Source organism: Bradyrhizobium sp. USDA 4486, from assembly GCF_054057995.1.
On the sequence record NZ_JBSRZV010000001.1, the window covers coordinates 4,942,120 to 4,953,785 of the forward strand.

The 11,666-nt window shown below is 59.5% G+C and carries 10 protein-coding genes and 2 pseudogenes; 5 read left to right on the forward strand and 7 right to left on the reverse strand.

The features are described 5' to 3' along the window. The first annotated feature begins 17 nt into the window (after positions 1-17). Complete coding sequence (locus tag ACVWY3_RS23655) at positions 18-983, forward strand: zinc ribbon domain-containing protein (RefSeq protein ID WP_456840620.1); 966 nt, start codon at positions 18-20, stop codon at positions 981-983. A gap of 264 nt (positions 984-1,247) precedes the next feature. Here ACVWY3_RS23655 and tnpB read toward each other — a convergent pair. Continuing rightward, positions 1,248-1,388 (reverse strand): annotated as a pseudogene (gene tnpB / locus ACVWY3_RS23660) (IS66 family insertion sequence element accessory protein TnpB); the annotation flags it as partial. Positions 1,389-1,868: 480 nt separating this feature from the next. Here tnpB and ACVWY3_RS23665 point away from each other — a divergent pair. From ACVWY3_RS23665 to ACVWY3_RS23675, 3 genes are read left to right on the forward strand one after another with little or no spacing between them, the layout of a single operon-like run. Continuing rightward, the gene (locus tag ACVWY3_RS23665; RefSeq protein ID WP_456840621.1) at positions 1,869-2,183 is read left to right on the forward strand and encodes a hypothetical protein; all 315 of its coding nucleotides are present in this window, start codon (positions 1,869-1,871) and stop codon (positions 2,181-2,183) included. After that, on the forward strand, positions 2,149-2,685 hold the full coding sequence (locus ACVWY3_RS23670; protein ID WP_456840622.1) for a tyrosine-type recombinase/integrase: 537 nt from the start codon (positions 2,149-2,151) through the stop codon (positions 2,683-2,685). The genes ACVWY3_RS23665 and ACVWY3_RS23670 overlap by 35 nt, the downstream gene beginning before the upstream one ends. Continuing rightward, complete coding sequence (locus tag ACVWY3_RS23675; protein WP_456840623.1) at positions 2,682-3,563, forward strand: tyrosine-type recombinase/integrase; 882 nt, start codon at positions 2,682-2,684, stop codon at positions 3,561-3,563. Before ACVWY3_RS23670 ends, ACVWY3_RS23675 begins: the two co-directional genes overlap by 4 nt. 322 nt (positions 3,564-3,885) lie before the next feature. Here ACVWY3_RS23675 and ACVWY3_RS23680 read toward each other — a convergent pair whose 3' ends face one another. After that, positions 3,886-4,197: a transposase gene (locus tag ACVWY3_RS23680; protein WP_456840624.1), complete on the reverse strand. Its 312-nt coding sequence runs from the start codon at positions 4,195-4,197 to the stop codon at positions 3,886-3,888. Between the two features lie 532 nt (positions 4,198-4,729). Here ACVWY3_RS23680 and ACVWY3_RS23685 point away from each other — a divergent pair. Next, positions 4,730-4,867, forward strand: a complete 138-nt coding sequence (locus ACVWY3_RS23685) for a hypothetical protein (protein WP_456840625.1) — start codon at positions 4,730-4,732, stop codon at positions 4,865-4,867. 838 nt (positions 4,868-5,705) lie between these two features. Here ACVWY3_RS23685 and ACVWY3_RS23690 read toward each other — a convergent pair. The 5 genes and pseudogenes from ACVWY3_RS23690 to ACVWY3_RS23710 all read right to left on the reverse strand — a co-directional run bounded on the left by ACVWY3_RS23690 (position 5,706) and on the right by ACVWY3_RS23710 (position 11,665). Beyond that, entirely contained in the window at positions 5,706-6,422 is a 717-nt protein-coding gene (locus ACVWY3_RS23690) for a hypothetical protein (protein WP_456840626.1), read from the reverse strand. Positions 6,423-6,983: 561 nt separating this feature from the next. Continuing rightward, positions 6,984-7,922: pseudogene (locus ACVWY3_RS23695) on the reverse strand (IS630 family transposase). Between the two features lie 35 nt (positions 7,923-7,957). Continuing rightward, a complete protein-coding gene (locus ACVWY3_RS23700; protein ID WP_456840627.1) occupies positions 7,958-8,413 on the reverse strand; it encodes a hypothetical protein in 456 nt (151 codons plus the stop codon). 699 nt (positions 8,414-9,112) lie between these two features. Next, entirely contained in the window at positions 9,113-10,159 is a 1,047-nt protein-coding gene (locus tag ACVWY3_RS23705) for an ABC transporter substrate-binding protein (RefSeq protein ID WP_456840628.1), read from the reverse strand. A 675-nt stretch (positions 10,160-10,834) separates the two neighbouring features. After that, positions 10,835-11,665, reverse strand: coding sequence for an ABC transporter permease (locus ACVWY3_RS23710; protein ID WP_456840629.1), 831 nt, complete (start codon positions 11,663-11,665; stop codon positions 10,835-10,837). Between the last annotated feature and the right edge of the window lies 1 nt (position 11,666).

Genomic DNA, 11,666 nt, shown 5'->3' on the forward strand with positions numbered 1-11,666 from the left:
ATAACCGAGCCGAATACATGCGCATCAAAACCCGCGGCGCGCCTCGCAACGGCGAGCTCCTGCTCCACGGCATTGTCTGGTACGCACGATGTGGTCATAAAATGTACGTCCGCTACAAGGGCGGTGGCGAGTATGTATGCAATCACCTGCGTACCCAGGAAGGTCAGCCAACCTGCCAACACATTCGCGCCGCCCATATCGATGCAGCCGTTGGCGATGCATTCCTAACCGCACTAGCGCCAGCCGAACTGGATGCCTTGTCGCGCTCACGGCGGGTGCAGCAGCAGATGAACAATGCGTTACGCTCCAGTGCAGAACGAGAGTTCGAGCGCAAGCGGTACACGGCAGCGCTCGCCGAACGGCAGTTCAACCGAGCTGATCCAGATAATCGGTTGGTCGCCTCGGAACTCGAGCGCCGATGGGAAGCGGCACTTAACGACGTGCGCGCCGCCGAAGAGGCGCTTGCCCGACAACCGCCCAAAGCCATCACACAAGTGGCCTTAAGCAAGGAGCTCAACGACAAGGTCATCAGCCTCACTGGCCGCCTCACGCAGATATGGCGTGACGAGACGATCTCGGATGCGCATCGCAAGGCGTTGTTGCGATGTCTCATCGAAAAGGTCGTTCTCGACCGCGGTGAGCACGACTTGGCCCTGGCTAGGATCGTCTGGCGTGGAGGCGCCGTGACGGAGCTCGAGGTGAAGATGAGCGTCAACTCCGTCACCAGATTGACGCGAGGCGCCGAGATGCGGGAACGCCTTCTAACGCTCGCTCGCGACGGCGTCCCCGACGACGAGATCGCCGCAATCCTTACCCAAGAAGGTCACCGCTCTCCCTATTGCGCCGATAAGGTGCTGCCTATCACCGTTGGTCGGCTCCGTCGTGCCGCGGCCATCAAGGTAACTGCCCAGCGTACTCGATGGGACCATGACGGCTCACTCCTCAGCCACCCGAACTGGCCCAAAGGCTCGAGCTTCCGGTGAACTGGCTCTATGTACAGATCCGAACTAAGCGTTTGCTGATTGATCGCCACCCCAGCGGCGCCTATCTCTTCCCCAATACACTCCGTTCTTGACGCTATTGGAGACCTTCGAAACCACGTCATTGCGCAACTTGATCTAAGAATCTGTCAGCCTAACAAAGAGGGGCATCAACATGGGTGATCGAGAAGCGTGGATAGCTGCGCCGCGTTCATCCGCATCACGCCGTCGACATCAGGGTGGCCATTTGAAGGCGGTGCCTTCAAGTCACTTGCAATACAGAACAGGGCCGCTGCCATCCCAGACGACAATCTTCACCCGATCCGCGCGCTTCGCACGGAACACCACCGGCACGCCCTTCATCGGGTCATGGCCCAGCGTTTCCTTCGCCAACAGCGCCAAGCCGTCCGCACCCTTGCGGTTATGTGGTGCACCACATAACCGGAATTATGCGGAGCCCACGATTATGCGGAGTGTGCGGCCGTTCAATCTGAGACCCGCTTCGTTTTCAACAGTTTAGTTCCTGCTTCCCTCTTTCTCACTCAGCATAATCTGAGGCCTCCCTTCCTGCCTTGATGGCAACGAAAGGGAGACAAGGAATGACCTAGTCGAGTGAGGATCGCTGCCACGGGCTGCGCTGCATGGACGCAGGCGATCTCGCCCCGCTGGTGACGGAGTTCACACGACACCTGACGGTGTTGGGGCATAAGAGCTTGACGGTGAGCGGCTATGACGCTGCAGCCCGTCACCTCGCGCAATGGCTGACGCTGGCCAAGATCGCAGTCGCTGATATCGATGATGGCGTCGCCGATCGGTTCGCTCGGCATCGCTGTCGATGCCCCGGCATCCCTCGCGAGAGGAGCGTGTCCGCGAAGTACGTGAGGCCGGGTGCGCCGGTTCATCGAGTTTCTCGGCGAGCGCGGAATCGTCCAGCGCAAGCCGAAGCCCGCATTACCGACGCCCCACCTCCGGGTGGTCGAGTTCCAGGACTGGCTGCGACAGCATCGCGGCGTCACAGAGCTGACAATAGATCGGCACGGTCGCATGGTCATGCGGCTGCTCCGGGCGCTGGGCATCAGGCCGCGAAGTTGGACTGCTCAGCTCATTCGCGACGTGATCATTGCAGAGACGAAGCGGGTCTCGCTGGCCTATGTCGATCAGACCGACCATGTATGTAACGCTCTTCGGCCTGCTCACCGCTAGCGGCATGCGGATCGCGGAAGCTTTGGCGCTGCGGATCGACGATGTAACTGCCGATGGGCTCGTCGTCCGACAGACCAAGTTCCAGAAGAGCCGGCTGTTGCCACTTCACGCAACAGCTCGGCTGGCGCTCGACAGATATCTGGTCACCCGGCGGTCGCTGACCACCACAGATCGTGCTCTCTTCGTATCGGTTGCCGGACAGTCGCTGCCCTACAACACCGCGCGACGCATCTTCCTGCAACTCCTCGACAGTACCAATCTCAGGGACGCCTACGCGGGGCGAGATCCGCGCATTCACGATCTGCGCCACACCTTCGCGGTCCGCTCGCTGGAGCAGTGCCGCCACGATCGTGCTGCGATCGCCCGCCATATCGTGGCGCTCAGCACCTACCTCGGCCACGCCCACGTGACCGACACCTATTGGTACTTGCAGGCGACGCCGACCCTAATGGGCCAGATCGCCAAGGCCGGCGAGGCATTGCTCATTGGAGGCGCCGCATGACTGCGCTCGCCCCCTACCTGAGCAGCTTCGTGCGCGAGCACCTGCCCAAAGAACGCAGGGCGAGCCAGCATACCTGCGAGGCGTATGCCCAGAGCTTCCAGCTGTTGCTCCAATTTGCCGCCGGCCGACGCAAGCTCAAGCCATCGAAGATCGAGATCGAACGGCTCGACGCGCCGCTGATCTTGGCATTCCTTGAGCATCTAGAGAAGCAGCGCGGCAACTCGGCGCGAACTCGCAATGCCCGGCTCGCTGCGATCAACTCGTTCTTGCGCTATCTGGAATACAGGGTGCCATCCTGCCTCGACCAATCACGTCGGATCCATGCAATCCCGATGAAGAAGACCGATCAGGCGCTCGTCGGCTATCTCACTCGTGACGAGCTGGAGGCCCTGTTAGATGCGCCAAACGCGAGCACCGTGTCCGCCATCCGTGATCGAGCCATGCTGCATCTGGCCTTCGCCGCAGGCATGCGCGTGTCGGAGCTGGTCGGCCTTCGGCTCGATCAGTTCGACCGCCAGACCATATCCAGCGTGCGCATCATAGGTAAGGGCCGTCGTGGACGTGTCTTGCCGCTCTGGAAACAAACGGCTGCAGCTGTGAAGGCTTGGCTCAAAGTGCGCCCAGTCACCGACGCTCCTGAGCTGTTCTTCAACGCCCGTGCTCAGGCGATGACCCGCTCGGGCTTTGAGTACATCTTGACCAAGCATGTCGCCGCCGCCGCTCGCAAGGCGCTGTCGATCGCCGGCAAAGGCGTCAGTCCGCACGTACTGCGCCATGCATACGCTTCAGGCGACTCGCGACGTCCGGAAAGTCTCGCTATGGCTCGGACACGCCAGCCTGCAAAGCACCGAGGTCTACCTTCGCGCCGATCCGAGTGAGAAGCTCGAAGCGCTCGCCGCCATGTCGCCGCCGATGCTGACGCCCGGTCGATTCCGGGCGCCCGACAAGCTCCTGGCCATGCTGAATGTGGCCGGACGCAAGCCGAATTATGCGGAGTGAAATAGGCCAGGGAACCAACTTCCCGCCGCACACTCCGCATAATCGTGGGCTCCGCATAATTTCGGAAGTCTATAGGTCGGGTTGCAACGTAAATCATGAGACCAGCGGGAGCCGTCAGCAAGCACGTGTCCGTCGCAGTGCCATGAACACATCAGTAAGCAAGGCGTCCCGCGTACCTCCGTGCACCCTGGAGCTCAACAGTCACAACGGCTGCTTTCGACGACCCGGTGGACTCTGTGGTCGCCGGTAACGCCGACTCCGACACCACCGAACGACAGCATGTCCGCCGAACCAGGTAGCACCAACTGGCCCAAACGCGCCTGGCCGCCAATCATGCACCTGCTGAGGCCGGCAGCCATGGTGGCGTGCGATACCCACAACCGCACCCACCTCAAGGCTTTCCGCGACGATCTGGGCCTTTAGATCATCCGGCCAGTTCTTCCGGCCTGCGCCAGCATACATCTCGATACGCGGCGACAACGGTCGTCTAATGTCGTCCGAATGGTCGTCCATTGTGAGCACCCTTGCCGAAGATGACCCTTCTAGCGGCGCTTCAAGGACTGCGCACAAACAATCTGAACGGCCTCAGCGCTACGCTTACGGAGCACTCGACGGGGAGATCGGGCACACTTTCGTCGTCAAACTCTTCGCCAACTTCGCGAACTGCTTGGGGTTCATCGGTGTGCTGACTGTCGTGCGCGGGCTCGAGGGGACCACCGCTTTGGGAACAGAACGCAAGAATTAGGGCTACGCCAGAGCGCCTCTGCTGCGCTAGATGTCATCGCGTAGAAAGCGGCCATTTACCACTTTCGTGGATCGGCGCGTGCCGCATCTGGTCAAGATGTGGCTGGAAAGAGCTGTGGAAGCAAGCGACGATCGAGTGCCGCGCGGCAATCAGGATAGAAGCACTTCCCAACCAGATTGTCGCGCTATAATCGAGGACGGAAGACACGCACGGCCGAAGCCCGGGGCAACGGGCGCGGCATCTCGCAAGGCTCACCGATCTCGCCATTGCTGGCAAACGCCAGTTTGGCTGGGATGGAAGATGCTCAGTCTCGAGCGAAGCCTCAGCACTCGCATCGTGACCTATGCCGACGATCTCGTGATCCTATGCCAGCGGAGTAAAGGCGAAGAAGCCTTGTCGCGACCGCGCAAGATCATGGGGAAGCTGAAGCTGACGTGAACGAGAACAAGACACGAATCTGTCAGGTCCGGAGAGTTCGACTTACTGGGATGCTCGTTCGGACGGATGTGCTCAGCGAGACCCGGCTAGGCGCGCCTAGGGTACCGACCATCGAAGATGGAGAAAACCATTCAAGTGTTGACGGCTAGAACCGACTTAGGGCAGAGCTGGTGCCGAAATTGGATAGCGCGGCGCGGATGTGCGAGCTACTTCAGTATAGGCACGCTCGCGGCCGATCGGCAACTACACCGCTGTGCGGTTGCGCCGGTGGCTGCGCATCAAGCACAAGATCAGAGGACGCAAGCGCGGCCCCTATCCAATCTCGAAAGTCATAATGAACCAAGCACGAAAACCGAAGATTGGGCTGGAGATTCTCGATACCTGAATATGATCTGGCGGTCCGGGGCGGCGAACTGCATGACGAGTTGAACAGTCTATGGGCGCTCAGCGACATCGAGATCAAGGTTGACGCGATCGCCGCTTTGGTCGGGTGGGCAGCCGAGGCGGGCGGGAGATTGATGCCGCAGGGCGGGTAGTGACTCCGAGTTCGTCGATATTAACACCCGCTCCGACGGCGAAACCATGTGGGAACATCCGATGCCGCGCTCGTTTTGACTTCGCGCGTCTAGTGATGGGGACCGCTGCGCGGAAGCAGCAAAGCGGCGAGATGATTCGCTGAAAAGACTTCAGTCCAAGACACCAACCGATTCCGAATCAGCAGACATTTCATGTCAACGAAATCACTAAGCCTAGCTCCACGGCAACTGCCCCTTTGGAGAGACTGAAGCCGACCTCTTCTCAAAGCCAAGAAGATCAGCAGCACGGTCACCGATGACGCTCATTTCGGTTTTCGCGCGTTAGCTACTTGCAGCGGCGTTTCCGGACTCATTGCGTGCAACATGTTCCCGAGGGTCACGATGTCCGCCACCTGGAGTCCGGTGTCCCGGCGCACTGCGTCCGCCGCCACTGGAAAGGCGGTGCACTCGAAGACGAATGCTCCGATCTCCGGATTTGCAACTATCAGCTTCCTCGCGGCCGTCCTGACGTCGTCGACTAGCATCGGAACATTAATGTTTGGGGTCGCCTTGGCAAACTCATACCATGCGTCCGTACCCTCGATGCCCCCGCAGACTACGCTGATGTCTGCAGACGACCAGCCCGCGCAGGCGAAATGGTTTTCGGTGAGCTTAATGGCGTCATAGGTGAGGAGGCCAACCTTGGCGCCGGGTTTCAAAGTCCTTGCGACGAATGGGACTAGCAAAAGGCTCGAGAGGGCGACCGGGATCGAAACCGCCTGGGCCACGGCGGCTTGAAACAGCCCGGTAAAGCCACAATTTCCAATGATTGCGGATACTCCTTCACGCTCAAGTTGGCGGGCGGCCGCCACATATCCGCTTTCAACTGATTTATCTCCGTCAATGACATTTCGAGTAAATGCGCCAGGCACATGCAAACGTTTTACCGGGAATGAGAAGGTACCGGGCCCCGCCAAAAAGCCCGGCGCTTCGACAGGCTTCGTTTCCAACTCCAGTATACCCAAAACCTTGGTTGTCATCGGCAATGTTCCAATTGAGGTTATTCTCGGTAGGAAGATCGTCATTGCGGTCCAACGCCACAATTCCATCGTCGGCGCATAGAAGGAGTAGGCAGCATATCCGACGAGGTAAACAGAACCTACTCTATCCGCTAGTGGGGCCGCTGCGCACGCCTTGCTCGTTGACCATAGGTCATAGAGCTGCAGAAAAGCTGCATATCTCGCCAGCAATGTAGGGGCGCCCACGATTTCGTTGCGGCACATTGCATAAAATGTGCGAGCCAGACCTGCTGGATCAGCGGGAAGCACGGGGCGATCATCGATGACAATATTGCAACGAGGCCCGTCATTCACCGTCCGTAACTTTGGGTTAGGCGGAGTCGCCTCCTCGCATTCGCCTCGGAGGACTGATCAACCAGCAACGATGACTGAAACGAGTGGTGCGGCAATGACTGACGTGATGCGCGATCATTTAACCATTGTTAAACTCATTTCGTGCGGCTTCCAATGCTGGACAATTGCCTGTCCTTTGATGCGCTTGCGTCTTTGAATCCGTGGCATGCTTTCTAGAGCAGAGTCCGATCAGATTGAACTGTATCCTGCGGCCTTGAAGTAGTTGGCGCATTCGGCAGGGGTGAATGCTCTATAGGCGTCGGCGATTGCGGCTTCGAGCGTGTCGACAGTCCTGGCTGCGGCTTTGCGCAGGCTCGATTTGAATTTGGCAAAGGCGTTCTCGATGGGATTAAAATCGGGCGAATAGGGCGGCAGGAGCAGAAGGCTGGCGCCGGGGGCCTCGATTGCGGCCCGGACGGCAGCACCTTTGTGTCCCGGCAGGTTGGATGTCTTCGGGATTGAGCGTAGGTGCCAAGACCTGTTCGACATAGGCGAGGAAAGCGACCGCGTTCATTGGTCCGTCGAGCGTCATCGGCGCAGTCAGGGCAGTGCAGCGTAAGGCAGCGGTAAAGGTCGTGGTCAGCCAATGACCGTGAGGGACCGCGGCGTGGCAACGTTGGCCACGTTTTGAGCGGCCGTAAAGCCGGGCCATTTTGGTCGACGCGCCGGTCTCGTCGATGAAGACCAGCTTGTCAGGGTCAAGTTGCGGCGCGAGTTCGCGCCAGGCTTGGCGCGCCGCCGCAACATCAGGCCTATCCTGCTCTGCTGCGTGCGCGCTTTTTTTTGAAGGTTATGGCGTGACGGTCCAGGAAGCGTCCAAATCGAACTCGGCGCAAACCAGGCTCCAAACTCCGATTTGAGCATCTCGGAAATCTCAACCAGTGTCATGTCCGGCTTGGCTTCGATCGCACTTATGATCGCATCATGGTACTCTTCGATGCGGTGCGAGCGCTGGTCGCCGCCCTGCCGTTTGGGTTTTGTCGTCCCGTTCTCGCGCCATTCCCGGACAAACCGCACTGCGCTCGCAACCGAGATACCGAACCGCTCCGCCGCCGCGCGACGCGACATTCCGCCCTCAACCGCCCGAACTGTCCGGACCCGCAAATCCTCCGACAAAGGCTTGACCATGTGTGCCGGCCTCCTCGTCCAGCACACACGGTGAATCAGAATTTAACCGCCATGGGAATCCCTTCCGATTCAAATCGGTCAGATTTTGCTCTAGTCGTCACGTCACGGCGTCGTTGAGGGGCAAGTTGACCATTGAATGCGGCCGGCCAACCTTTGCTAGACGGAACCATCTTCAGCGCAATTTCAATCTTCTTGCATACACGGTCGAGGACATCGGCCGCAATGCCGCCGACGCCGAAGCGAAGGCGATCGAACTCGGCACTAAGCGGGTCAGCGCTTGGTTCCAGTCCGTCGCAGCGCCTCGAATTGGACGCCAGCATCACCGATCTTCGCTCGAGCGCCACGACCACCCACGCCATCGAGGTCCACCAATCACCACCATGACCCAGGTTGCGAGGGACCTCGGCGAAGACGAAGATTGGCTGGAAGACGTGTCTAAAGCCTAGCGCACCGACGCTTCGCTTTTGGTTTTCGCTGTTCGCGGCGGCCATAAGCCCCAAACGACATCCAGAGAGCCTAGTGCCAACGCCAGCGCAATGAGATCGGGTGATAGACGTCACGTATCGCAAGCCACTGCGCTCGGAGCTTTGTTGTATGATATCGATGGCGACAACGGAGCGTCCGATAGCGAGTGCACAGGCGAAATCGAATGAGCCTCTTGCGCAAGCCCACTCTGTTCATCTCGTCAGCTTTTTCTCGTACCAGGTCTTCAGAAAAGGTATGGAAAGCTATGCCCCGAATTGAAAACAAGCGGCCAGCGTTCGAAGTCCTCGGAGAGTGTCCCGGACAGGCGGAAGATTATGCTCTTCCGAGGATTTCACCCTTCTCTGCGCGACCGAGATCTTCCAAACTCGCTCACTTTCGAAAGAGTTCAAGGGCCGCGAAGCCGCGCTGCTTCACCGGCTTGGTCGACAGCGAGTCCCGCAAGCTCGCCTGGCGGCGCGACAGTTCGTTAGCCTCCAGCACTGCATCCGCAATTTGCGATGGCGTCTTGGAAATGCCTGGGCGCGCCTTGAAGTCGACTCTTTTCAGTTTTGGACGCGTGAGTTGCACTGGTCTAGCAAGGAAAAGGATTGGTAGGAAATTATCCTCGCGATCGCACCAAGTGCGCCGCCAGGCGTTCGACTCGTGCCCCCCTAGCGAAAGTGGCACGCGGGATATCGAAAGCCCCGCGATGCTTTTTCCGAGTCTTACCTCGCGAGCCAGTTGTTGAAACGTTGGCGCACCTCATCGCCCTTCTCGGCCCAAAAGGTGGGGTCGATCGGCAGGCCGGTTTGCATGTGCTCGGGCGAATTTGCAAGGTGCGGCAGCATCGCCGGATCGACGAACGGACCGGCATCTCGGTTGGAAGCGCCCCAAGGCATTTCGTGAGTCAGGTTGCCCTGCGTCCGGGGCGAGGCGGCAAAGGCAATGTACTTGTAGGCGGAGTCCAGCTTCGGGCTGCCCTTGGGAATCGTCCAGAAGGCCACACTCCACTCCTGCGCATCCCACACCACCCCGAAATTCTTGCCGGAAGTCTTGATCGCATCGTAGATGCGGTTGTTCCACACTGATGTCATGACGACCTGTCCATCGGCGAGGAGCTGCGCTGGCTGGGCGCCCGACGTCCACCAGATCACATCTTTCTTGATCGTGTCGAGTTTTCTGAACGCGCGGTCGACGCCCTCGGGTGTACGGAGAACGTTGTAGACGTCTTTGAAGGGGACGCCGTCGGCGGCCAACGCCCACTCGATATTGCCGTACGCGTTCTTCCAGAGCCCCCGCTTGCCAGGGAACTTCTTGGTGTCGAACAGGTCGCCTATGGTCCTCGGCCCATTCGGCAGCTTGTCCTTATCGTAGGCAAAGACGGTGGAACTGATGATATCCGGCACGCCGCAGTCATTCATGTCGGAGCCCACGAACCTGGACCGCTCAAGGCCTACTTTCTTCCAGTCGATCCGCTCCAGCATTCCCTCCCGGCAGAGCAGCAGGGCAGTGCTGGATTGGGTGTTAATCACGTCCCAGTTCACCGTCTTAGACTCAACCATTGCGCGTATCTTGGCAATCTCGCCGCTATACTCGTCTTCGACGACCTTGATCCCGGTCGTCTGCGCGAAGGGCTCGAAAATCACCTTGCGCTGGGCCGCTTGCGCTGCGCCGCCCCAAGACGTGATCGTGACCTGGTCCGCCGCGACAGCAGGCTTGATCAGTATCGAAACGACCGCGGTCAGGCCGGCGATCCGCAACAGCTTTCTCATCGTCTTTCTCCTCGTATGCCGCCCAAGGTGGGGGTGCGGCGTTGACAAAAGCTACCCGATCTCGCGAGGCGACCTGTGCTTTCCCTCCGCGCCCACAGCCTCCGGGAGGGCTGGAAGTTAACAGCAACACCCAGGTTGGCAGCTGCAAATTCGGCAACGTAGCGGGCGCTGTTCTGCGACAGGTTCGCGCTTTTCGCAGAAATTCTGCGTAGTCCCGCAGGGGCGTCGAGCGTCAATTCCGATCGCTCTTGAGATGTGCCGGACGGACGCGAATGCCGGTCTTATTAGCGCCGCTTTACCCGGCACCGACGCGCCCCACGATGGTGCAAGCCGTTTGCGACGTAAGCCGGGTTGAAGAGGCGGCCACGAGGAGGCGCGGCGACTTCGTGACGTCGGCCTCGAGCTCCGCGACGGAAACCCGGAAGTAGACGTGACGATCACCGCATTTAGCGGGCCTATGCGGTTCGATCTCAGCGTAGAGCCTGCGCTTCATCGTCACCCGCTCGCGATCACGTCGAGACGGCGCGCGTGAAAAAGCGCGGCAAGATCGCGCCGATCCGGCCCGTCCCGATGCACACCGCGCCGGGCCTGCGGTATGCGCTCTTCTCTGGGTGTTATAAAGGTAAATCCCTTTTCGGGTATTAGAAGTGACGTGCTCGTGCCGTGGCGCAGCCATCATGTTTCGCGAATGCCGCGCAGCCTCTCCGAGCGGCGGCGCAAGAGTTCGATGGTGAGCAGCATCGCGACGGCGATCAGGATCAGCACGGTCGCGGCGGCGGTGATGGTGGGACTGATTTCTTCCCGGATCCCCGAGAACATGACCTTGGGCAGCGTCCGCTGCTCGGGGCCCGCAACGAAGAGCGCTACCACAACCTCGTCAAACGAGGTGATGAAAGCGAAGAGCGCGCCGGAGTTGATGCCGGGCAGGATCAGCGGCAGGGTGACCTTGCAGAACGCCGTTACCGGCGTCGCACCTAGGCTTGCTGCTGCGCGCGTGAGTGAATGATCGAACCCCTTCAGCGTCGCGGTCACGGTGATGACGACGAACGGAGTCGCCAGCGTCGTGTGAGCGAGGATCAGTCCGGTGAATGAGTTCAACAATCCCACATCGGCAAAAAAGAAGTACATACCGACGGCTGTGATCACTAACGGCACGATCATGGGAAAGATTAGAAGGCCGGTGATTGCTGTTCGAAAGGGAAAGTTTGGCCGGCTGAGCCCAAGTGCGGCCAGCGTGCCCAAGACGATCGACAGCAGGGTTACCGATGAGGCGACGAAGATCGAATTGAGCAGCGCACCCTGCCACCGATTGGTGAAGAAGAACTCCTGATACCAACGCAGCGACAACGACGGCATCGGATAGGTGAAGAACTGCGCCGAATTGAACGAGAGCGGCACTATCGCGAGAATGGGCGCGATCAGGAACAACAACACCGCTGCGGCGAACAGTCGATGAAGGTAGTACCAGACCTTCTCGATAGGGGAGGCATAGGCGGATACCGACATC

Coding starts and splice junctions, on each gene's coding strand:
- ACVWY3_RS23655 (WP_456840620.1), top strand. CDS start 18: ATGCGCATCAAAACCCGCGGCGCGCCTCGCAACGGCGAGCTCCTGCTC.
- ACVWY3_RS23670 (WP_456840622.1), top strand. CDS start 2,149: ATGTATGTAACGCTCTTCGGCCTGCTCACCGCTAGCGGCATGCGGATC.
- ACVWY3_RS23675 (WP_456840623.1), top strand. CDS start 2,682: ATGACTGCGCTCGCCCCCTACCTGAGCAGCTTCGTGCGCGAGCACCTG.
- ACVWY3_RS23680 (WP_456840624.1), bottom strand. CDS start 4,197: ATGGACGACCATTCGGACGACATTAGACGACCGTTGTCGCCGCGTATC.
- ACVWY3_RS23685 (WP_456840625.1), top strand. CDS start 4,730: ATGCTCAGTCTCGAGCGAAGCCTCAGCACTCGCATCGTGACCTATGCC.
- ACVWY3_RS23690 (WP_456840626.1), bottom strand. CDS start 6,422: ATGACAACCAAGGTTTTGGGTATACTGGAGTTGGAAACGAAGCCTGTC.
- ACVWY3_RS23700 (WP_456840627.1), bottom strand. CDS start 8,413: ATGGCCGCCGCGAACAGCGAAAACCAAAAGCGAAGCGTCGGTGCGCTA.
- ACVWY3_RS23705 (WP_456840628.1), bottom strand. CDS start 10,159: ATGAGAAAGCTGTTGCGGATCGCCGGCCTGACCGCGGTCGTTTCGATA.
- ACVWY3_RS23710 (WP_456840629.1), bottom strand. CDS start 11,665: ATGTCGGTATCCGCCTATGCCTCCCCTATCGAGAAGGTCTGGTACTAC.